Annotated in this window: 26 protein-coding genes; 15 read left to right on the plus strand and 11 right to left on the minus strand. The window is 62.5% G+C overall.

What is annotated here, in order from left to right; all coding sequences use genetic code 11:
- Positions 1 to 53: 53 nt before the first annotated feature.
- Entirely contained in the window at positions 54 to 320 is a 267-nt protein-coding gene (locus tag DP106_RS09955) for a thioredoxin family protein (RefSeq protein WP_120085043.1), read from the minus strand.
- A 118-nt stretch (positions 321 to 438) separates the two neighbouring features.
- Here DP106_RS09955 and DP106_RS09960 point away from each other — a divergent pair, with 118 nt between their 5' ends.
- The 6 genes from DP106_RS09960 to DP106_RS09985 all read left to right on the plus strand — a co-directional run bounded on the left by DP106_RS09960 (position 439) and on the right by DP106_RS09985 (position 3192).
- Positions 439 to 603 carry a preprotein translocase subunit Sec61beta gene (locus tag DP106_RS09960; RefSeq protein WP_120085109.1) on the plus strand — a complete coding sequence of 55 codons (165 nt, stop codon included), beginning with the start codon at positions 439 to 441 and terminating at the stop codon, positions 601 to 603.
- The gene (pdxT, locus tag DP106_RS09965; protein WP_276310081.1) at positions 603 to 1259 is read left to right on the plus strand and encodes a pyridoxal 5'-phosphate synthase glutaminase subunit PdxT; all 657 of its coding nucleotides are present in this window, start codon (positions 603 to 605) and stop codon (positions 1257 to 1259) included. Before DP106_RS09960 ends, pdxT begins: the two co-directional genes overlap by 1 nt.
- On the plus strand, positions 1256 to 1591 hold the full coding sequence (hisE, locus tag DP106_RS09970) for a phosphoribosyl-ATP diphosphatase (RefSeq protein ID WP_120085045.1): 336 nt from the start codon (positions 1256 to 1258) through the stop codon (positions 1589 to 1591). Before pdxT ends, hisE begins: the two co-directional genes overlap by 4 nt.
- Positions 1592 to 1636: 45 nt before the next feature.
- Positions 1637 to 2449: a prephenate dehydratase gene (pheA, locus tag DP106_RS09975; protein WP_120085046.1), complete on the plus strand. Its 813-nt coding sequence runs from the start codon at positions 1637 to 1639 to the stop codon at positions 2447 to 2449.
- Positions 2450 to 2527: 78 nt separating this feature from the next.
- Positions 2528 to 2959 carry an Hsp20/alpha crystallin family protein gene (locus DP106_RS09980; RefSeq protein WP_120085048.1) on the plus strand — a complete coding sequence of 144 codons (432 nt, stop codon included), beginning with the start codon at positions 2528 to 2530 and terminating at the stop codon, positions 2957 to 2959.
- Between the two features lie 53 nt (positions 2960 to 3012).
- Positions 3013 to 3192 (plus strand): hypothetical protein, encoded by a 180-nt coding sequence (locus tag DP106_RS09985; RefSeq protein ID WP_120085049.1) that lies wholly within the window; start codon positions 3013 to 3015, stop codon positions 3190 to 3192.
- 44 nt (positions 3193 to 3236) lie between these two features.
- On the opposite strand, the gene DP106_RS09990 is transcribed toward DP106_RS09985, so the two are convergent.
- The 8 genes from DP106_RS09990 to ahaH form a co-directional block, all read right to left on the minus strand.
- Positions 3237 to 4649, minus strand: coding sequence for a V-type ATP synthase subunit B (locus tag DP106_RS09990; RefSeq protein ID WP_120085050.1), 1413 nt, complete (start codon positions 4647 to 4649; stop codon positions 3237 to 3239).
- The gene (locus DP106_RS09995; protein ID WP_120085051.1) at positions 4649 to 6406 is read right to left on the minus strand and encodes an ATP synthase subunit A; all 1758 of its coding nucleotides are present in this window, start codon (positions 6404 to 6406) and stop codon (positions 4649 to 4651) included. The genes DP106_RS09990 and DP106_RS09995 overlap by 1 nt, the downstream gene beginning before the upstream one ends.
- 2 nt (positions 6407 to 6408) lie before the next feature.
- Entirely contained in the window at positions 6409 to 6735 is a 327-nt protein-coding gene (locus DP106_RS10000) for a V-type ATP synthase subunit F (RefSeq protein ID WP_120085053.1), read from the minus strand.
- A complete protein-coding gene (locus tag DP106_RS10005) occupies positions 6732 to 7790 on the minus strand; it encodes a V-type ATP synthase subunit C (protein WP_120085054.1) in 1059 nt (352 codons plus the stop codon). Before DP106_RS10005 ends, DP106_RS10000 begins: the two co-directional genes overlap by 4 nt.
- 11 nt (positions 7791 to 7801) lie before the next feature.
- Complete coding sequence (locus DP106_RS10010; RefSeq protein WP_120085056.1) at positions 7802 to 8383, minus strand: V-type ATP synthase subunit E; 582 nt, start codon at positions 8381 to 8383, stop codon at positions 7802 to 7804.
- Positions 8384 to 8400: 17 nt separating this feature from the next.
- Complete coding sequence (locus DP106_RS10015) at positions 8401 to 8670, minus strand: F0F1 ATP synthase subunit C (protein WP_120085057.1); 270 nt, start codon at positions 8668 to 8670, stop codon at positions 8401 to 8403.
- A gap of 284 nt (positions 8671 to 8954) precedes the next feature.
- Positions 8955 to 11156 carry a V-type ATP synthase subunit I gene (locus DP106_RS10020; RefSeq protein WP_120085059.1) on the minus strand — a complete coding sequence of 734 codons (2202 nt, stop codon included), beginning with the start codon at positions 11154 to 11156 and terminating at the stop codon, positions 8955 to 8957.
- The gene (gene ahaH, locus DP106_RS10025; RefSeq protein ID WP_120085060.1) at positions 11143 to 11475 is read right to left on the minus strand and encodes an ATP synthase archaeal subunit H; all 333 of its coding nucleotides are present in this window, start codon (positions 11473 to 11475) and stop codon (positions 11143 to 11145) included. Before ahaH ends, DP106_RS10020 begins: the two co-directional genes overlap by 14 nt.
- A gap of 142 nt (positions 11476 to 11617) precedes the next feature.
- Here ahaH and DP106_RS10030 point away from each other — a divergent pair, with 142 nt between their 5' ends.
- Positions 11618 to 12307: a methyltransferase domain-containing protein gene (locus DP106_RS10030; protein ID WP_120085062.1), complete on the plus strand. Its 690-nt coding sequence runs from the start codon at positions 11618 to 11620 to the stop codon at positions 12305 to 12307.
- Positions 12308 to 12352: 45 nt separating this feature from the next.
- Here the strand turns inward: DP106_RS10030 and DP106_RS10035 are convergent, their stop codons facing one another.
- Both DP106_RS10035 and DP106_RS10040 read right to left on the minus strand, forming a co-directional pair.
- Positions 12353 to 12916 carry a DUF7110 family protein gene (locus DP106_RS10035; protein ID WP_120085063.1) on the minus strand — a complete coding sequence of 188 codons (564 nt, stop codon included), beginning with the start codon at positions 12914 to 12916 and terminating at the stop codon, positions 12353 to 12355.
- Positions 12917 to 13053: 137 nt separating this feature from the next.
- Positions 13054 to 13395 (minus strand): glutaredoxin family protein, encoded by a 342-nt coding sequence (locus tag DP106_RS10040; RefSeq protein ID WP_120085064.1) that lies wholly within the window; start codon positions 13393 to 13395, stop codon positions 13054 to 13056.
- Between the two features lie 129 nt (positions 13396 to 13524).
- Between DP106_RS10040 and DP106_RS10045 the strand changes: the two genes are divergently transcribed.
- The 8 genes from DP106_RS10045 (at position 13525) to thiD (ending at position 21438) form a co-directional block, all read left to right on the plus strand.
- Complete coding sequence (locus DP106_RS10045; protein ID WP_133305128.1) at positions 13525 to 13716, plus strand: hypothetical protein; 192 nt, start codon at positions 13525 to 13527, stop codon at positions 13714 to 13716.
- A 75-nt stretch (positions 13717 to 13791) separates the two neighbouring features.
- Complete coding sequence (locus DP106_RS10050; RefSeq protein ID WP_120085066.1) at positions 13792 to 14478, plus strand: PHP domain-containing protein; 687 nt, start codon at positions 13792 to 13794, stop codon at positions 14476 to 14478.
- Entirely contained in the window at positions 14475 to 15644 is a 1170-nt protein-coding gene (locus DP106_RS10055) for an asparagine synthase C-terminal domain-containing protein (RefSeq protein WP_120085068.1), read from the plus strand. The genes DP106_RS10050 and DP106_RS10055 overlap by 4 nt, the downstream gene beginning before the upstream one ends.
- Before the next feature lie 284 nt (positions 15645 to 15928).
- Positions 15929 to 16432 (plus strand): hypothetical protein, encoded by a 504-nt coding sequence (locus DP106_RS10060; RefSeq protein WP_120085069.1) that lies wholly within the window; start codon positions 15929 to 15931, stop codon positions 16430 to 16432.
- A gap of 186 nt (positions 16433 to 16618) precedes the next feature.
- Positions 16619 to 17209, plus strand: coding sequence for a 50S ribosomal protein L15e (locus tag DP106_RS10065; RefSeq protein ID WP_120085070.1), 591 nt, complete (start codon positions 16619 to 16621; stop codon positions 17207 to 17209).
- A 121-nt stretch (positions 17210 to 17330) separates the two neighbouring features.
- Positions 17331 to 19088 (plus strand): methyl-accepting chemotaxis protein, encoded by a 1758-nt coding sequence (locus DP106_RS10070; RefSeq protein ID WP_120085071.1) that lies wholly within the window; start codon positions 17331 to 17333, stop codon positions 19086 to 19088.
- Between the two features lie 61 nt (positions 19089 to 19149).
- Entirely contained in the window at positions 19150 to 19974 is an 825-nt protein-coding gene (gene ubaA, locus DP106_RS10075; protein ID WP_120085072.1) for an SAMP-activating enzyme E1, read from the plus strand.
- Positions 19975 to 20088: 114 nt separating this feature from the next.
- Positions 20089 to 21438: a bifunctional hydroxymethylpyrimidine kinase/phosphomethylpyrimidine kinase gene (gene thiD / locus DP106_RS10080; protein WP_120085073.1), complete on the plus strand. Its 1350-nt coding sequence runs from the start codon at positions 20089 to 20091 to the stop codon at positions 21436 to 21438.
- Positions 21439 to 21475 lie beyond the last annotated feature (37 nt).

Here is a 21475-nt window from a genome sequence, read left to right on the forward strand (position 1 = left end):
ATACTTGTCAGGGTTACTGTTTAACAGTTCCGAGAACAGTGCCGCCGACCGCCTTAGACGCCGGCGTCGCTGAGGGCGTCCTCAAGATCGCCGCGCTGGGTGACGCCGACGAACCGCTCGACGATCCCGTCGTCGTTTTCGATGACAAGCGTCGGTAGCGATCGCACCTGGTACTCGTTGGCGACCTCCTGTTCCTCGTCGACGTCGACCTTGGCGAACTCCACGTCCTCGTAGTCGGCCTCCAGCTCTTCGAGGATCGGATCCTGCGTCTTACACGGGCCACACCAGTCGGCATAAAAGTCTGTCAGTCGAACAGTCATCGTGCGGCAAACTGTTGCGCCGACGCGGTCATAAGCGTTTCCTCCCCGTTGTTGGCGGTCGATGACGACCGCGGTCGAAGCCGAAACGCTTAGGTCGCCAAAGTGGCGACTGTCGACAATGGCTTCCAGTGGGAACTCCGGCGGACTGATGTCCAGTGCCGGGTTGGTGCGGTACTTCGACTCCGAGGATCGCAACGCGATCCGTATCGATCCGAAAACTGTGATGGCGTTCTGCGTCCTCTTTGGCGTCTTTGTGCAGGTGCTGACGCTGACGGTCGCCTGATCGATCCGGTAGCTTTTGTCCCCAGCGCGCCAGCTATCCGTATGCATGTTGGCGTGATTGCTGTTCAGGGCGACGTGAGCGAACACGCCGCCGCGATCCGGCGTGTCGCCGATGCTCGCGGCGTCGACACCGAGATCACGAAGATCCGCGAGGCCGGACTCGTCGACGACTGCGATGTGTTGCTCATGCCCGGCGGGGAGTCGACAACGATCTCACGGCTGCTTGCTGACGAGGGTATCGACGAGGAGATCAACGCTCACGTCGAGAGCGGCAAGCCGATCTTGGCGACCTGTGCCGGGCTGATTGTCGCCGCCCGCGATCCACAAGATGAGCGTGTCCAGTCGCTCGATATGCTAGATATCACGGTCGACCGCAACGCATTCGGCCGCCAGAGGGATAGCTTCGAAGCCCCGCTCGATATCGCTGGTCTCGATGAGCCGTTTCCGGCGGTGTTCATTCGCGCCCCGCTGGTCGAATCGGTCGGCGAGGACGTGGCGGTACTTGCCGACTGGGAAGACAGCCCGGTTGCCGTCCGGCAGGGGCCGGTTGTCGCCACCTCGTTCCATCCCGAACTGACCGAGGACAGTCGCTTACACGAACTCGCGCTGTTCGACGGTCACCCGGCCGCAGCCGAGACCCCGGAGGCCAATCAATGAGCGATGATACTGCAACCGGGTTCGACGGGGTTGACGATGCCGCTGCTCCCGAAGCCGTCATCGATTCGTTGTTTGCGACGATTAAACAGCGGCAGGCAGAGCTGCCGGAAGACTCCTATACGGCCTCGCTGTTCACCCACGAGAAAGGCGACAATGAGGTACTCGAAAAACTCGGTGAGGAAGCGACCGAGGTGATACTCGCGGCGAAAGATGACGACCTTGACGATCTTCAGTATGAGTCAGCGGATCTCGTCTACCATCTGCTGGTGTTGTTTGCGATGAAGGGGTTGGATGTCGATGATCTGCGTGACGAACTCGAATCGCGGTTCTGAGCCGTTCCCGACGCGTTTTTCAAATTGCTTGCTAAAGAGCAACCAATGAACGCAGTGACGCTTGGCCCGACCGGAACCTACTCACACCGTGCCGCCCGCGCCGTTGCCGACGATGTTGCCTTCCGCGAGTCGGTGACTGCCATCATCGAAGCCGTCGCGGGCGGCGAGTTTGAACGCGGCGTCGTCCCGATCGAAAACAGCATCGAGGGCAGCGTCACCGAAACGCTGGACGCCCTCGCGGACTACGAGGTGAGCGTCACCAGTGAGATCGTCACCCCGATCCGCCACGCGCTGCTCGCCCAAGGCGACTCCTTCGACACCATCGCCAGCCACGCCCAAGCCCTCGCACAGTGTCGCAGCTACCTCGAAGCGCACTATCCCAACGCCACACAGGAGGCCGTTGCCTCCACCGCCCGCGGCGTCCAGTCGGCCCGCGAGAATAGCTCTATCGCCGGCATCGGCCACCCGGACAACGCGACCAACGGGGCCGACCTCCAGATTCTCGCCGAGGATATCCAAGATCAGGACTCCAACGCCACGCGGTTTTTCGTCGTTGCGCCCGCCGCGGAGCGAACCGACGCCGGCGGAAAAACCTCGTTGATTGTCTACCCCAGCGCTAACTATCCTGGCCTACTGTTGGAGCTACTGGAGGCGTTTGCTGATCGTGATATCAACCTCTCCCGTGTGGAATCCCGTCCGAGCGGCGCGAGACTCGGCGACTATCTCTTCCATTTCGACATCGAGGCCGGCGTCTACGAGAGCCGTGTACAGGAGGCCTTCGCTGAGATCGAGGAACTGGCCGCCGACGGCTGGGTTCGCAATCTCGGCTCCTACGATACGAAACACGTTCTGTACTGAGCTGCCGGCAGCTATTTGCTTTTTGTCGCTGTGAAAACGACGAAAAGCTTGAAGCCGATTCAGGGGTAACTATCGGGTATGCCTGAGAAACCGAACCCCTTCGAGGAGCTTGACGAGCTGATCGAGCGCATGAACGACCAGTTCGGCGAGCTGAGCCGCACCTTTGAGGGCGGCAGTGTCCTCTCGGAGATCAGCGTCGATGTCGCCGACCACGGCGAGGAGATCGTCGTCACCGCTGATCTCCCTGGGTTCGCCGAGGCGGATATCGATCTCCACGCCGACGAGGACTCTGTTACGCTCAGCGCGGAAGCTGAGACCGAAACCGTCGACGACGACGCCCACTACCACCGCAAGGAACGCAGCCACCAGTCGGTCAGCCGTCGGGTACGGTTGCCGGAGTCGGTCGACGCCGCGGCTGCAACCGCGGGCTACACTAATGGCGCGCTGACGGTCACGCTGCCGAAACTCGATCCCGACGCGCCCGGCGGCCACGAGATCGACGTGGAATAACGCCGATTTGAGTCACCAGTACCATTTTGCTGTCACAGCCGCCACCGACAGCCATGCCCTCTAGAGACAACATCGTTATCTTCGGCTTCATCGCTGTCGCCGTGACAGCCGCCGTCGGCATCGACACCGCAACCACGTTGCCCGGCTGGCTCCCGTTTGCCAGTCTGTTGGGACTTGGCGTCATCGCGCCGCTGCTCGTCAACAACTATCTCGACGCACGCGACGCTGCCTGAGAGTTACAGCGAACCGAAGCGACAGGAAAGAGAAAACAGCGAGCTTAGTCGGCGGTCGCTTCGACTTCCTCACCCTCGTCGTCGACGTAGTAGGTCTCGATGAACTCCTCGTCGATCCGGTTGAGCTCCGCTTTCGGTAGCTTGCTGAGTAGCTCCCAGCCGAGATTGAGGGTGTCCTCCAGCCCGCGGTTGGTGTCGAACCCTTGATCGATGAAGTCGGTCTCGAAGTCGTCAGCGAAGTCGAGATACTTGTTATCCCGATCGCTGAGCGCTTCGCGGCCGACAATGTTGACGAGGTCGCGCAGGTTCTCACCCTCCGCATACGCGGCGTACATCTGGTTTGCCACGTCGCTGTGATCCTCGCGGGTCAGACCCTCGCCGATCCCGTCGTCCATCAGCCGCGAGAGGCTGGGCAGGACGTTGACGGGCGGCTGGACGCCCTGACTGTTGAGGTCGCGGTCGACGTAGATCTGGCCTTCCGTGATATACCCCGTCAGATCCGGGATCGGGTGGGTGTCGTCGTCGCCGGGCATCGTGAGGATCGGGATCTGGGTGACCGAGCCCTCACGGCCTTGAATCCGCCCGGCGCGCTCATACAGCGTCGCCAGATCGGTGTACATGTAGCCGGGGTAGCCACGGCGACCCGGCACCTCTTCACGGGCCGCACCGATCTCCCGCAGTGCCTCACAGTAGTTCGTCATGTCCGTGAGGATGACAAGAACGTGGTAGTCCTTCTCGAAGGCGAGGTATTCGGCGGTCGTCAAGGCGAGTCGCGGCGTGACCGTCCGCTCGACGGCGGGGTCGTCGGCTAGATTCGCAAAGACTACCGAGCGTTCGAGCGCGCCGGTGCGCTCGAAGTCGTCAATAAACTCGTTGGCCTCCTCCTGAGTGATCCCCATCGCACCGAAGATCACGGCGAACTCGCTGTCTTCACCCTCCGCTTCTTCCTCGGGTACGCTGGCCTGTCGGGCGATCTGGAGTGCCAGATCGTTGTGTGGCAGCCCCGACGCCGAAAAGATCGGCAGCTTCTGGCCCCGAACAAGCGTGTTCATACCGTCGATGGCACTCACACCGGTCTGGATGAACTCCTCGGGGTACTCCCGGGAGTAGGGGTTGATCGCCGCGCCGATGATATCCTCGCGGGACTCGGGGACGATCTCGGGGCCGCCGTCGATCGGCTGACCCGTCCCGTCCATAATCCGCCCGAGCAGATCCTCGGTGACGGGCATCTTCAGCGTCTCGCCGAGGAAGCGCACAGAGGCGTTGCGGTCGATCCCGCTGGTGCCCTCGAAGACCTGAATCGCCACAAGGCCGTCGTTTGACTCCAAGACCTGCCCGCGGAGCGTCCGTCCGTCCTCGGTCTCGATCTCGACGATCTCGTCGTAGCCGATCGGCTCGTCGACCTCGGCGTAAACGAGCGGGCCGCTGATCTCGTTGATTGTCTCGTACTCTTTCATTAGTACATCCCCCGTAGTTCCTCGGTGATGTCGTCTTTCAGCTCCTCGATGTACTCCTCGTACTCATCTTGAACGCCGATCCGGTTGATACGCGGTGTAGAGTCAAGCGAGACGAGATCTTCAACCGGCACGCCGGCGTCGAGTGCCTCGAAGGCCTCGTCGTTGTAGGTCTTGATTGTCGTGAGGATGCTGTGGGTTTTCTCCGGCGGGCAGAACGTATCCGTCGGGTGGAACGCATCCTGCTGAAGATAGGCCTCCCGCAGGTAGCGGGCGATCTCAAGGGTCAGCTGCTGATCCTCCGGCAGGGCGTCCTTGCCGACGAGCTGCACGATTTCCTGGAGCTCGCTTTCCTCGTCGAGGACGTCGATAGCCCACTGGCGGGTCTCCGACCAGTCCTCGGTGACGTTCTCTTCGAACCACGGGTCAAGCTGATCTCGGTACAGCGAGTACGATTCGTTCCAGTTGATCGACGGGAAGTGCCGGCGTTCGGCCAGATCCGCGTCGAGGGCCCAAAACGTCTTGACGATTCGCAGCGTGTTCTGGGTGACTGGTTCGGAGAAATCGCCGCCGGGCGGGCTGACCGCGCCGATAACCGACACCGAGCCGGTCGTCCCGTTGGTGTTCTCGAAGAAGCCGGCTCGCTCGTAGAACTGGCTGAGCCGCGCCGAGAGGTACGCCGGGTAGCCCTCCTCGCCGGGCATCTCCTCAAGCCGGGAGGAGATCTCCCGCATGGCCTCGGCCCACCGCGAGGTGGAGTCGGCCATGAGTGCCACGTCGTACCCCATGTCGCGGAAGAACTCCGCGATGGTAATCCCCGTGTAGATGCAGGACTCACGGGCTGCGACGGGCATATTCGACGTGTTGGCGATGAGGCAGGTGCGGGCCATCAGCGGATTGCCGGTTTTGGGATCGTCCAGCTCCGGGAAATCCTCAATGACCTCGGTCATCTCGTTGCCACGCTCGCCACAGCCGACGTAGACGACGATGTCGGCGTCGGCCCACTTGGCGAGTTGGTGCTGTGTCACCGTCTTCCCGGAGCCGAACGGGCCCGGAATCGCCGCTGTCCCGCCTTTCGCGATCGGGAACAGCCCATCGAGAACGCGCTGCCCTGAGATGAGCGGCTGTGTCGGTGTTTTCTTCTCGACAGCCGGCCGTGGTGTCCGAACCGGCCACTCTTGATGCATCGAGATCTCCTCGCCGGAATCGAGTTCGACGACCGTCTCCTCAACGGTGTAGTTGCCGGACTCGACGGCGACGACCTCGCCGCCATCCGAGTCAGGCGGCACCATCACCTTGTGGTCGATGGTGACTGTCTCCTCGACGATGCCGACAACGTCGCCGGCGGATACGTCGTCTCCCTCCTCGACCTCGGGCTGGAACGCCCACTCCTTGTCGAGGTCGATGCCGGGGGCGTCGACCCCGCGGTCGAGAAACGCACTGTTCATCTTGTCTTCCAGCACGTCAAGTGGGCGCTGGGTGCCGTCGTAGATGGCATCCAGCATGCCAGGGCCGAGGTCGACCGACAGCGGCTCACCCGTGTTTTCGACGGGTTCGCCCGGGCCGACCCCGGAGGTCTCCTCGTACACCTGGATGGTTGTCACGTCGCCTTCGATCTCGATAACCTCGCCCATCAGCCCTTCGTCGCCGACGTAGACGACGTCGTTCATCCGGGCGTCGAGATCGCGGGCGGTGACAACCGGCCCACTGACGCTTTCGATGACGCCGGTTGCGGCGTCCTGTTGGGTTGCTTGACTCATAGTTAGTCGTCTTCCTCCATCAGATCGATGCCGATGGCGCGTTTGATCTGTCCGCGGAGATCGCCGCTGCCCGCGCCGCCACCAAGGGTGACAAGCGTTGGCTCGACGCTGGTTTCGACTGCCTTCCGCGTTCCGCGGGACAAATAATCGAGATCGTCGTCGTACATGACGATGATACCGACGGTCTCGTCGTTGAGGACGCGCTCGACGGCGTCGTCAAGCGCGTCGTCCTTCTCGTCGTCGGGCACGTTTTCGAACGTCTGCACGCCGGCCAGCCGGAAGCCGGTGGTGAAATCCGGGCTGCCGATGACCGCGATCTCCTGGCTCATAGAATCACCAACTCCTGTTCGATGGCCGTTTCGCTCAGCCCGGCCTCGCGGCCGCGAGCGATGGCACGGATGTTGGTTACTTCCCGCTCCTTCATCAAAATGTAGGCTACGACCGGGCAGATCGACAACGGATGGACGTTGCCGAGCTGTCTGGAGTACTGTAGTAACACCGCCTCCAAGGCGCGCTCGAAGTCGATGAGACTGTCAGCGGTCTCCAACTCGTTGAGCGGCTCTGAGAGCCGTTTCCCGTATCTGCTTTCTCTGATCCGCGTGATGAGTTCGTCCGTGTTTCCGACCAACGTCGTCATCTCGCTGGCCGAAAACAGCCGCCCGCCGTCGATGAAGTACGCGCCGGGATCGATGTCCGCGCCGCTGCGAGCGAGCCGCAAGGCGTTGCGAACGTTTCGGAAATCGATCTCGGCTTGAAGAAACTCCCGGTAGAGGGCGACGGCTTCTCCACTAGGGAGGTTGCCGAGTAGCTGTTCGTAGAACGCCCGATCGACGGCGTTTTCCAGCGGCACCAGCGTGTCGGTCTCCTGAAAGTCCTCAAAGGCCGCCTCAACCCCGTCGCCGAACATCGTGCCATCGAGAACGGTTACGACATCTTCGACGGTGCTGGCCTCAAGCAGTTGATTGAGCAGCGCGTCATCGAACTCGCCGGCCCGTATCAGGTCAGTCTCGACGGCCTCGCTGTCTGTGTCGGTGTAGACGCCGCGGAACACCGTCTTGATGTTCCAGGCATCGAACTTCCGGAGGTAGCGAGCGATGAGGCCGTACAGCTGTCCCTCGGCGAAGCCCAACAACGCGTTGAAATGCCGCGCTAAGTTGCGGTTCAGCGCGTACTCGATGAGGTCAACGCCGCTGTGGCGGCTCCCGAGGGCGTTGATCTCCTGTTCGTACTCGGATTCCTCCATGTAGCGGGCGATCTCTGCGGGGCTCATGCGGACGAGCTTGCTGTACTCGTCATCGTCGAACAGCACGCCCCGCCGGGCTCGCACCCGGGCGGTGACGTACTCGGGGTTCGAGCTACCGGGCGAGCCGGCCGATGCGTCCATTTCAGGCGTGCTCATTGCTCGAAGAGGTGGTCGGAAAGTTCCTTCAGATTCTCATCCCAGACGGTGTCGAGAACCGAGTCGAAGGTGTTGTTCACCCGAACGCGTGCGGTGTCGCTCTCGACGATCACGCCGCCGAGACAGTCGCGGTCACCGGCAAAGCTGAAGCCGTCGTAGTCGGTCAGGATCTCCTCGATGAGCTCCTGATCGCCGTCCCGGCCGTAGACGCTGACGGTCGCGTCGTCGTCGAACTCCGTCGCGGCGTTTTCGATGAGCGTCCGGGTGAGCGACTGGCGACGGTCACCTGACAGCTCTGCGAGCGCCCCTTCGACCGCCTCGCGGACATCGGCAAGCACGTCACGACGGGCTTCGAGCCGCTGCTGTTTGGCTTCGAGGTTCGCACTCGACAGCGCCTGTTCGCGCTCTTGATCGATCTGTGATTCGACCTCGGCAGCGCGCTCGTCTTTGATCGCCTCGGCGTCGGCCTCGGCCTCAGCGATGATGGTCTCAGCTTCCGCCTCGGCCTCGGCGCGTATCTCCTCTGCACGCGCGCGGGCTTCGTCTTTAATGTCGTCGACGACGTGTTCCAAACTCATTGTTAGCCCGGATATCCTTACAGACCGATCAGAACCACAACGATGAGTGCAAGGATAATGAGCGTTTCAGGAAGCACCGTCAGGATCAGGCCCTTTCCGAAGAGGCTCTCGTCTTCGGCCAGCGCGCCAACGGCGGCTGCACCGATCCCTCGCTGTGAGTAGCCGGCGGCAAGGGCGGCGAGGCCGACAGCGATCGCACTCGCTGCGGCCGGGCCGAGTGCTGCTCCACCGGCTGCTCCACTCTGTAGTACAACGCTACTAGCTTCTGTGGCAAGTTCCAAGCTCATGTATTGTGTCTCGTGTCCGCTAACGTTGGCTTATAGCCGAACAATTGGTATTGCTCCCACACAGTTCATAAAGCTTCCCAAACCCGATAGTCCCACCAGTGAGCCGGTATGACACCGATTATCAGGTTTCCGACCAGTGCCGTTGCAGCGGTGGTCTGATACGGTCGCTCGACTGACAACTGTTGTGCAGAAGCACACGCGCTTGACGGTGTTACAGAGAGCCTTTGTACGCACCGACGCCGAAATGAAACCCAACCGACACCGAACTGAGAACCTGCGTGCGGTTATGAGCTATTTTTGTCGGTCGTGGTGTGCGTTCGGTCGTAGCCGAACGGGATGTACTGCCGACCACCGCCCTCATAGAACTTCCCGAAGAACTCAACGTACTCTAGGCGGACGGCCTGTAGCCCGGCGCTTGTCACACCGAGTGCCAAGACGACCGCGTGGCCGACAAGCAACACGAGCGCGCCGACGATCAGTCCGGTTGTCCCACCTGTCGTCAGGCCCGCAAACATGATCTCAGCACCCTCCGCTTGGAGCTGGCTGAGCTCGCTCCCGGTGAAGATGAAATGGAAGTTTCCGCCGTTGAAGTAGGCACCGAAGACGATGAGATTGACGGCGAAGGCGGTACCGGCCTTGGCGAGCAACACCGCCGCCAGCCGCGTATACGAAAGTGCGTTGACCAATGGGTTAAGAACCTCTGGGATCTCCATCGGCTCGCCGAGCCCCAACAACACGGCACCGACGAGGAACGCGGCACCGCCGATGAGCCCGACCGTCTCGCTAAACCCGTTGAACCCCAACGCGACGGCGGCATCGGAGCCCTCATTGAACACGGTAAAGAGGAAATCCGGCTTCTGTGCTCTAAAGAGGTCACTGAGGACGAACGCCCAGACGCCGTTGAGCATGAGCAGCCACGAGCCGCTCTCGAAGACCGCGTCTTTCAGGCCGTGGAGGTTGACATCCTCGATGAACGAGAGCAGATATCCCATGTTAAGATGGACGACGCCAACAAGGATACTCACGAAGAACCACGCGAGTGCCCACTCGGCGTAGTAGGGCTTTAGTCCCTTATGCAGCGTCAGGAATCCCAAGCCAAGATACTCCGGCATCGGCTCGGCAAAGGGGTGTAGCCCGAAGACCTCATCGTAGAGCACGCCGAACAGCGCGGTGAATCCGCCGGCCCACATCGCGACCCCACCCATACTTTGCAGGCCTGAGGCGTCGAATCGGGTGTAGAGAACGTAGCCGATGAGCATGTACAACACCCCATAGCCCACGTCGCCGATCATGAAGCCGAACATGACGGGGAACGTCAGGAAGACCAACACGGTCGGATCAAACTCCGAGTACTTTGGTCGTGAGAACGCGTCGATCAACACCTGAAATGGTTTTGCCGCACTAGTGTTGCCCTGTACGACCGGCGGGCCGTCATCAGCCATGGTGACCGTTCCGCTCCCGTCGGCGACGACCTCGCCACCGTCGGTGGCTGTTTCGGCCGCGTCGGCCCCGCCGTGTTGTTCAACGTGGGTCTCACCGTTGGACTTGAACTGTGCGCGTTCGATCTCGTCGACATCGACCGGCCCGTCGACCTCGCTGTCAAGGGCGGCTTCAAGCTCGTCGTAGCGAGCGGTCGGAATCCAGCCCTCGGCGACAAAAGCGTTGGTCGTCGTCGCAAACGACAGCGGGGCTTCCTTCTTTTGGGCCTCGATGGTGAGATACTCCTCAGCCGCGAGCAGAAAGCCCGCCGACTCGGCTTTGACCGTCTCCAACTCGGCTTCAACCTCGCCGAGTTCGGCCGCCACCGTCTCCCGCTGGCCTTCGAGGTCGGCGACGTACTGTTCGGGTGAGTCGTCGGCGTCAGGCACCGACAGCGTGGTAAACTCGACGCCGACAATCGCGTCGGCGATGAGTTCGCTCGTGGCCTCATGGTCGTCGGCTGGCTGCGCAAAGATCGCCTGTGTGTCGCCGCCGGAGAAGATCTCGAAGCGATTGATTGCCGCTTCATCGTTGAGTGCCGCGGCGATGGCATCGCGGTCGCCTTGGCCGACGAGAACGGCCAGAGAGTCGTAACCGCCCAACAGATCAAGATCGAGCCCGAGTTGCGCAAAGGGCTCGACTGCGTCGATCTCTTCGTCGATCTCACGCATCTGTGTTTCGAGCTCGCTGCGCTGGTCGTCGAGGTCGTTGATGCGCTCACGGAGCGCGGGCAGCTCGGCGGTGAGCTCCTCGCGGTCGACGATCCGGGTTTGGCCGGCATCGCTGTCCTCGATTCCAAGCGTGCTTTCGAGTGCGCGAACGGTGACGAGTTGCTCGTTGGTTTCCGCCGCGCTCTCCAGGGAGCGGCCGCCCTCGAAGCCCTCCCAAGAGCCGTCGTAGTCCGACAGATCTAGCAGGTTCAGCGAGTGAACAGTCTCGATGACGTCGTCGATAACGCGTTTTGAGCCCGTCACCGAGACCTTGCTCATCCGCTCAGGTCTGAGCATTCACAGCCTCCTCGAAGCGGTCGATGGCCAACTCGACGGCCTCGTCGATCCGGTCTTGGGCCTCCTCGACGAGCTCCTCCCGGGCAGCCTCACCCTCTTCGAGGATTTCCTCACGGCGGGCGTTGATCTCCTCGTGGGCCGCCTCCAGTCGGTCGGCCGCGTCCTGTTCAGCCTCCTCCTCGGCCGTCGTGCGGATCTCGTCGGCGTCGGATCGGGCCTCGGCGATGCGTTCCTCGGCGTCGGCTTCCGCCTCGGCAACGATCTCCTCGGCGTCGTCCTCGGCCGCCTTGATCTCGTTGAGAACCTCTTGTCTCGGCATGCTCACTAATCATCAAGAATTGCAGTAGCTGCGTATAAGGTGTTTGCGGAACGTCTCGGCGTGTCGACGGGTCTGTGTCGGCTGTGTGTGGGTTCGGTAAATCCGTACCGTTATTGTCACGCCGCCCATAGAGTGGGGTGACATGGGAATCCTTGAGAACAAGGCCAGAGCGCGCCTGTTCTACAAATATCTCTCGAAGGTTTACGACACAATCAACCCCTTCATCTGGAACGATGAGATGCGCGACGAGGCTATCGCGTGGCTCGACATCCAGCCTGACGACCGCGTTCTCGATGTGGGCTCAGGCACCGGGTTTGCGACCGAAGGGCTGCTCCAACACACCGACACCGTGTACTGTCTCGACCAGTCGATCCACCAGATGGAGAAAGCCTTCACCAAGTTTGGCAAACACGACCGCGTGAGATTCCACCGCGGCGACGCCGAACGGCTTCCGTTTGCTGACGACACGTTCGACCATCTTTGGTCGTCCGGCTCGATCGAGTACTGGCCTAACCCGGTCGACGCCCTCGAAGAGTTCCGGCGGGTCACCAAGCCCGGCGGCCGCGTGCTCGTCGTCGGCCCCGACTATCCAAACTCGGTTGTCATGCAGAAGCTCGCCGATGCGATCATGCTGTTTTACGACGAAAGCGAGGCCGACCGGATGTTTGATGCCGCCGGCTACACCGACTTTGAGCACCACATCCAGCAGGCCAGCTCCGGCAGCCCCAAGGCGATCACGACGGTTGCGACCGTCCCCGAGGCTGCGGCTGTCGACGGTGTTGTCGACACGACCGCAGATCTCGCCGCGCCAAGCGATTCCGCGGCTGATTAGCCGTCTTGCCCCACGACAACCGCTCAGAAAGCCATCCGGCGCGCGTTACTCGTCGATAAACTCGTTGTCGCGCCAGTCGACACCGTTTTTCCCGGCGCTGTTCTGTGGGTTTTCAACGACCTCGACGGTTGCGGGCCGTTGTTCGCCTTCGACGATCCGTGTTGCTTCGAGTTTGTCGTCGTGTTCGGAGATCGCTGTCAGCGTCCCTTTCTCGGAAAGCGCGGCGATCTCTTTGAGCACCTCGAACATCCCGTACTGGACGGCGGTGTTCTGGAGCACGGTTTCGCGGTCGCCCTTGAAGCAGGCGAACTCGACGAGCTCCGAGGGGATCTCCTCTTCTTCCTCGTCGCCCCAACTCGGCCCGCCGGCCCGCGGTGGTTCCTCCTCGTAGACCCGGGTTTCGGTCACGCTGGCTTTGAGTTGAGCTGTCGGCGTGTATTTGCTGAGGCTTTCATCGCTGGCCTCGGCGTTGATGATTAGTGTGTTGTTGCGTCGTGTGAGTGTCACCTCGTCGATCTCGTCGGGGAGGTCTGGATCGTCCAGATACTCCTCTAAGTCTTCGAGCGGCAGTTCAAGCGTCGAGTGGAGACGGAATACGCGGCCTGTCATGATGTTGGATGGTGGTGTCGTCGACGTGGGTGCCGATACCTACCGTTTGTAGGGCCCCCACTGGTATATGGGCTATCCTTTCGTGTCCGCCCGTGACCGACGGCTGTGGGCGGGATCGCCAGCGATCTCGTCTGTGCTCAGGTCGTTAGCGCCGCTTCGAGTTCGCCGCGCTCGTCAAGCTCGGTGAGAATATCGCTGCCGCCGACGAACTCGCCGTCGACAAATGTCTGGGGGATCGTCTCCCAGTCGCTGTGGGTCGACAGTGCCTCGCGGTATTCGTCAAGCGCGGGCAACACGTCGACGGTCTCAAACTCGGTGACGTGTTCGCTGATCAACTCAAGGGCGTTGGCCGAGTAGCCACACTGCGGCATCAGTTGATTCCCCTTCATAAACAGTACCACCTCGTTGCTTTCGATCGCCTCATCGACGCGTTCTTCGACGGCCTCAGCGTCCAACTCGCTGTCAGGTTGGAAGGTCATACCATTCTATATGAGCGACGGGGCCATAGGCGTTGCGTCCGGTTTCTGCTCCGACCTCGCCTGATGGCGGGGCTCGGCACCCATCGAAATCCGACACCTCCTTGTAGGCCGATGGAATCAGCCACGGGTATGAACGCGACCATCACCTGGGGCGGCGCGGGGCTTGTGTTGGCACTGGCCGGCACCGCGTTTGTCATCTCGGAGATCCAACACGGGCTCGAAGTCGGCAATCCTTTTGCTGTTGCCTACGGCGGTGCGGTGGTTGTAGCTACCGTTATCGCTGTCCTGTTGATTGTCCCGAGCATGCGGTCGAGCAACTGAGTCGATCGCTGACAGCCCCCTGTCGACCGCGACACAAACGGGGGGAGTTATTAGGGTCGCCACGAAGAACGCGATGTGTTTCGCGTCGAGCTTCACGCCCACTCGGAACGCTCCCACGACGGCCGCGACCCCGTCGATCTACTGCTCGAACAGGCCGCGGCTGTCGGGCTCGACGCGCTTGCGATCACCGACCACGACGAGATCGACGCCAGCATTGAGGCCGCGGTGAGCGCGCCGAATCATGGCCTTGTCGGCATCGTCGGGATGGAGGTTACCAGCGCGGTCGGCCACATTCTCGCCTTGGGCATCGACGAACTCGTCTCGCCGGGACTCTCATACGATGAGACGCTCGACCGCATCCACGATCAAGGCGGGATCGCCGTTGTCCCCCATCCGTTCCAGAAATCCCGCCACGGCGTCGCGCCACATATCACCGACGACCAACTCGCCGCGGCCGACGCCATCGAGGTCTACAACTCCCGGCTGTTCACCGGTCGGGCGAACCGCCAAGCCGAACAGTTCGCCCTCGAACACGACCGCCCGATGACCGCCGGCAGCGACGCCCACATCTCCGAGCTGGTTGGCCAAGCGGTCACCGAAGTCGACGCCGACGAGCCGACCGCCGACGCGATTCTCGACGCGATCCGTAGAGGTCGCACCAGCGTTATCGGCCACCGAACGCCGTGGCACGTCAGCCTCCGGCAGTTCGGCGGCGGTGCAAAACGCCGCGCCCAGCGGGCGATCCGTGAGTTCTTCCGATGAGTCAGCCACCACAGCCGCCGCTCCGCGGGGCCGATGCCGCTGTCATCCGCACAACGCTCAATGCCGGCGATCCGCTGCCCGGTGTACACGGTCGCGGTTCAGCAGCGATAGGTGGTTTTGGCGGCCGTCTTGACGACCGACTTGTTCGCGACGTATTGGGTCGCCAGCCGGTCTACAGCGAGGCTGACGCCGACAACCCGACCGCTGACGACGCGTGGTCGTTTTCGCCCGACAATCTTGACGAGCCGGTTGCCGTCCCGCCCGGCGGTGTCCGCACCGCCGACGGCGACGAGACAATACTCACGCTCCCGGAGCCGCCAGCCGCCGACAGCGACGCGGCGATGTCGGCCGTGACTGATGCACTCTCGAGCGCACTCGGCGTTGACGACACCGAGACTACGGCCACAGGCGATGTTGCCGTCGCCTTTTCTGGTGGCGTCGACTCCACACTTGTCGCCAGCGGCTTCCCGGACGCGCCGCTGTACGTCGTCGGCTTCGAGGGCTGTCACGACATCGCCGCCGCCCGTGAGGCTGCCGCCGCGATCGACCGCGCCGATGACCTCATCGTCACCGAACTCAGCCACGACGATCTGATCGACGCTGTCCCCCGGGTCGCCGCCGCGACCGGCCGGACAAATCCGATGGACGTGACGATCGCGCTGCCGCTGCTCGTTGTCGCCGAGCGGGCCGCGGCCGACGGCTACGACCGCCTTGCGCTCGGCCAGGGCGCGGACGAACTGTTCGGTGGCTATTCGAAGGTCGTCGAGCCGGCCGACGACCACCGCGTCGACAGCGACACGGTTCGCGGCGCGGTGCGGGAGGCGGTCGAGACGCTGCCCGGCCAACTGGAACGCGACGTGTGTGGGCTTTCGGCCGCTGGCGTCGAGCCGGTGACGCCGTTCCTGCAGGATCGCGTTGTCGACGCCGCGTTGCGGCTCCCCGGCGAGTTACTGGCGACACCCGAGGCGCGGAAGGTTGCCCTGCGGCGGGTTGCTCGTGAGGCGGTCGGCCTCCCGGAATCAGTTGCGGGCGCGGACAAGAAAGCGGTTCAGTACGGCACCTACGTTAGCCGCGAGCTGGATCGGCTGGCTCGCCAAAACGGGTACAAGCGACGGATGGAGGACCATGTTGGGCAGTATATTCGGGAACTGTGTTCGGATTCGTAACTTATTCTGACTCGCAGGGTGTGGGGCCGACGTTGCGTGAGATGGATTAGTGTAGACAGCCCTCGACGCGCTCAACTCCCAGGCCTCGCTGCGCCCTTCGTCGCTCGCTCCGCTCGCTCCTGCAGTGCGTACATCGGCCGGGTTCGCCGAGCGCGTCTCGCCCTTTCAGTCCGCCAGGAGTCCGGTTAGTCAATTGGTCGACCCACCTGTTCGGCTGGTCGTCTCTGAACCTCGTTGTGTTGACTGAGACCTGACTTTTTCATCATCGCGGCTGAAACCCGGCTATGAATCGACGCAACATGCTCACTGTCGCCGGCGGGCTCACGCTGTCGACGACACTGGCTGGCTGTGTCGGAGAGTCGCCCAGCAGCGACACAGATGCCGAAGCCGATAGCGACGATATGTCCAGCGAGTTGGATCTCCGCGAGGCCAACGTTGTGAGTATCGGCATCGATGACAGCAACGGAGCGAGTACGTTCACTGTCGGCCTGCACCATGACGACGCTGGCGAGGACGGCTACGCCGACTGGTGGCAGGTCGAAACACTTGAGGGGACGCAGCTTGGCCGCCGCGATCCCCTGCATGCTCACGAGAACAATCAGCCGTTCGAGCGAAGCGAGACGATCGAAATACCCGACGACGTGACCTGCGTCGTCGTTCGCGGCCACGACCAGACCCACGGCTACGGCGGCCGCGCGGTCGTCGTGAACCTCGACTCCGGTGGGCAGAACACGACTTCTCAGGGCTCGGAGCGACAGACTCTCAGTGAGAGCGATTGTCCAGCGTAGCGTGTCGGTAGTGACTCCTGATCGTGTGACCTCGTCTCTCGGTGCAGCGAGTCCGAAGCGGTTAAACGGGCTTCGAAGGTAGAGTAGACAACTCACTGCGGTGACGGGCTACCAGTGGGCACCCGGTTTGCCGGGACGAAATGTGGTCGGCTTGACCGACTGAATCGCAAGCGCCCGAGGACAACTATGGCACGAAGCGTCTACTCACACATCCGCGAAGCATGGGAGAGCCCAAGCGAGGGCAAACTCGCCGAACTACAGTGGCAGCGCAAACAGGACTGGCGGAACCAGGGCGCGATCGAACGCGTCGATCGCCCAACCCGCCTCGATAAGGCTCGCTCACAGGGATACAAAGCCAAACAGGGCGTTGTTGTCGCCCGCGTGTCCGTCCGCAAGGGCGGGGCGCGCAAGCAACGACACACGGCTGGTCGCCGTACCAAACGGCAGGGCGTCAACCGTATCGGCCGCCGGAAATCGATCCAGCGGATCGCCGAGGAGCGAGCCTCCCGGAAATACCGTAACCTCCGGGTGTTGAACTCCTACTGGGTCGGCGAAGACGGCTCACAGAAGTGGCACGAGATCATCCTCATCGACCCGAACCACCCGGCCATCGAGAACGACGACGATCTCGGCTGGATCTGCGAGGATCAACACAAGGGTCGGGCGTTCCGTGGCCTCACCAACGCCGGCGACAAAGGCCGTGGCATGCAGACCCGCGGAAAGGGCACTGAGCACGCGCGCCCAAGCGTCAACAGCGATCGCAACCGCAGCAAATAACAGCGACCGGCTGTCCCCACAGCACGTTCTTTTCGGCAGTGTCGTCCGCTCCGGCTGGGTTGTTCCCAGATACTGATAACCATGTACATTTTTCATGTATTAGGTTTCTGAAGCTAGAGGTATGTCACTGCTTGATAGCTACGAGGCCGCCCTCTGGAAAACGATGGATTGGCTCCGGATCACCGACTCTGTCCGTCGAAAGATGGTGGCTGCGGTGGCACTACAGTTCGGAGCCGCAATCGGTCTGTTCAGCCTCCCGTTCGTGTTTTCGGGCACGCTGTTACGGGGGGCTCAAGCCGTATTATTCGCCGCGACAACCCTCGCGTTCGTCAACACCATCCTGATTGTCCAGCGCGATGTCGTCGAACCGTTAGCCGACATCGAAGCCGCCGCCGGGCGGATCTCGCAAGGCCATGTCGAAACTGAGGCTGTTGCCACCGACCAACCCGACGAGGTCGGCGAACTCACCCGCTCGTTCAGCGCGCTCCAGTCGTATCTCACAACGGTTTCTGCGCAGGCTGATGCTCTCGCGGATCAGGAGTTCGATGATGATGCCCTCGATGAATCGGTTCCTGGCCCATTCGGTGAGTCGCTGCGCCGAATGGCCGACAATCTCGAAACCCATACCGAAGCGGTCGAAACGCGGTCGGCCCGGCTCGAACGACTTGTTGATGCCTTCGAGGAGTCGACAACCGCCGCGATCGACGGCGATTTGACGGCAACGATCGATCCAGCCGTGGTCAACGACGAGGACGGCACCTACACCGTGGTTATCGAGCGATACAACGAGCTGCTGCGAACCCTTCAGGAATCCCTCGGCGAGACGGCCGCCTTCGCCGCCGAGGTTTCTAACTCGACCGACAGTGTCGTCGAGAGTACAAGCGAACTTGATCGCGCCGGCAACGAGATCGCCGCCGCAACCGACGAGATCGCCGCCGGTGCCGACACACAGCGCGAGCAGTTGCAAGCCGCTGTCGACGAGGTCAACACGCTGTCGGCGACCGTCGAAGAGATCGCCGCCTCCGCCGAGGAGGTCAGCCGAACGGCCCAAACCGCGAGTGAAACCGCCACCGAGGGCCGTCAAGAGGTTACCAACACGATCGCGGAACTCGATGAGATCGAAATCGAGATCACCGAGGCCGCCGACAGCGTTGCGACGCTCGGTAGCCGGATCGATGAGGTCGACGAGATCGTTTCGGTGATCACCGATATCGCCGAACAGACCAACCTCCTCGCGCTCAATGCCTCGATCGAAGCCGCTCGCGCCGGCGAGGACGGCGATGGGTTCGCGGTCGTCGCCGAGGAGGTCAAAAGTCTCGCCGAGGAGACCAAAGCCGCCGCCGGTGAGATCGCCGACCGCCTCGAAGAGATTCAGGCCCAATCCGATGAGACGATCGCCGAGGTCGAATCAGCCAGCCAGCGCGTCAGCGAGAGCACCGACGCCGTCGAACGTTCGCTTGGCCGGTTTGATGAGATCGCCGAGGTTGTCACCGAGTTGAGCGACAGCGTCCACGAGATCAGCAACGCGACCGACCAACAGGCCAGCTCCGCGGAGGATGTCGCTGCTGTTGTTGACGAGGTTGCTGATATCAGCGACGAGACAGCCGAGGATGCCGCCAGCGCGGCGTCGGCGGCCGAACAGCAGACGGTGTCGTTGTCGTCGGTCTCTGAGACCGTCGAATCACTGGCCGGTGAGGCCGACGAACTTGAATCGCTCCTCTCGCAGTTCGATCTTGACGAAGAGGCGGCAACCAACGGGACAACGGGGATGAACAACACAGGCAGAATTAACGGTACCGACGCCACAAGCGACGACAGCGACGTAATCGAACACACCGAGTTGACCGACGATCCGTTCACCATGCCAGCAAGCAACTGAGCCGGAGTCGCCTACGCAGTGACATCCGCGGTCTTATCTTGCTGTCGCCCAAGCTGAAGCTATGAGCCTCTCGTTGGATGCACCCCAACTTGACCGCTACTCGCGGCATCTCATCACCGACGAGATCGGCCCTGAGGGGCAGGCAACACTGCTAGATAGCAGCGTCCTCGTCGTCGGTGCGGGCGGCCTCGGCGCGCCGGTCATCCAGTATCTCGCGGCCGCCGGCGTCGGCACCCTCGGCGTCGTCGACGACGATGTCGTTGAGCGGTCAAATCTCCAGCGACAGGTGATCCACGCCGACAGCGACGTGGGCCGGCCGAAAGTCGACAGCGCGGCGGCGTTTGTCGCCGATCTCAACCCCGATCTGACGGTCGAACCCCACGAGCAACGCATCAGCCCCGACAACGCCGCCGAACTGATCGCCGACTACGACCTCGTTGTCGATGGCTCCGACAATTTCCCGACGCGATACCTGCTCAACGACGTCTGCCGGTTGGCGGGGGTTCCGCTGGTCAACGGCGCGGTCTACAAGTTTGAGGGCCAGGTCACAACGCTCGTTTCCGACGGGCCCTGCTACCGATGTCTGTTTCCTGAAGCCCCTGATCCCGGAACCGTCCCCGACTGTGCGACGACCGGTGTGTTGGGTGTGCTGCCAGGCACTATCGGCTGTTTGCAGGCGACCGAAGCCGTGAAACTACTGGCCGATATCGGCGACCCGCTGGTCGGCACGCTGCTGTCATATGACGCGATGGAACTTGCGACCGAACGCGTCCCCTACCAGCAGTCGCCGAACTGCCCGGCCTGTGGCGCGGACGCCGTCGACTCGGTCGACGCGGTCGATTACAGCGACGGCTGTGGGATCGACACCTCACAACCGGACGCTTGAGACCGACGCCGACAGCGACCAGCGAGTCCCGCGGCTTTTTACCGAAACCGACGTATCTGTAGCTATGACGAGTGGTGTCATCCAACCGACTGCTTGTAGGATCAAAATCAACTCATGACGCGCACACACGCACCTGTCTCCCCGCCGGTAACTCTCACCATCGCCGGCAGCGATTCCGGTGGCGGCGCGGGGATCCAGGCGGATCTCAAAACGATCGAAGCCCACGATGCCTTCGGTACCTCGGCGATCACCGCAACGACCGCCCAGAACACGACTGGCGTCGCGGATATCAACGTCCTGCCGACTGACCACATCGCCGCCCAGTACGACGCCGTCGTCGACGACTTTGCAGTGGGCGCGATCAAAACCGGCATGCTCGCTACCACTGCGGTGATCGAGACCGTCACCGACTGCCTCGCCGAGTTCGACGGCCCGGTCGTCGTCGACCCTGTCATGGTCGCGGCGACCGGCGACCGGCTCCTAAGCGAGGACGCCGAGGCCGCATACGAGGGGCTGTTTGATCATGCGACGCTTGTGACGCCGAACGCCGACGAGGCCGAACTGCTGACCGACCGGACGGTCGACAGCGTCGACGCCGCCGAGGCCGCGGGCCGCGATATTGTCAAGCTAGGGGCCGACGCCGCGCTCGTGAAGGGCGGGCACATCGACGGCGAGAGCGTTGTCGACACGCTCGTCATCGACGAGTCGGTCACCGATGCGACCCACACTGAAGGGTTCAGCCACCCACGCGTCGACACCGATGCAACGCATGGCTCGGGCTGTACGCTCTCCAGTGCCATCGCCGCCCGCTTGGCCCACGAGGAAACGCTCACCGAGGCCGTCGCCGGCGGCGTTGCGTTCATGGAGCGAGCCGTTCGCTACGGGGTTGACGTCGGGGAGGGGCCGGGATCGGTCCACCACCTCGTCGAGATGCGCGAACGCGCCGACCGCGAGGCGACAACCGCCGCCGTCGAGCGGATCGTCGCCAGACTGGTCGAGACCAACGTCGAACCCCTCGTTCCCGCCGGCGGCATGAATATTGTTGGCGCGACCCGGTACGCCGAGTCAGCCGCCGAGGTTGTCGGCGTTGATGGCCGCCTCAGCCAGACGCGAACCGGGATCCGACACAACGCCGGGGTTCGATCCGGTGTCGGCAGCGACCTCGCCCACCAACTCCTGGCCGCCCGCGAGGCGTTCCCTACGCTCCGGTTTGCGGCCACCTGTCGCCTCGACGACGCTGTCGAGCAGGCTCTCGATACACTCGATGGGGTTGCTGTCCGTGGTTCAGCGGCAAGCGCGACCGATGTCGTCGCAACGGCACTCGACGACGCCGATGCCGCCCCGACAGCGATCATCGACGCCGGTGGTGCGGATCGACAGCCCGCGGTGATCGTGGTCGCACCCACGGCGGCGACGCTCCGTAAGCGGCTGGTTGGGCTTCATGAGGCGCTGATCACGGAGTGACGGCAGCACCGCCGCCTGCATCGTAGCGTTTTAGCGA

The sequence above is a fragment of the Halonotius pteroides genome, assembly GCF_003605635.1.
GTDB classification, from domain to species: domain Archaea; phylum Halobacteriota; class Halobacteria; order Halobacteriales; family Haloferacaceae; genus Halonotius; species Halonotius pteroides.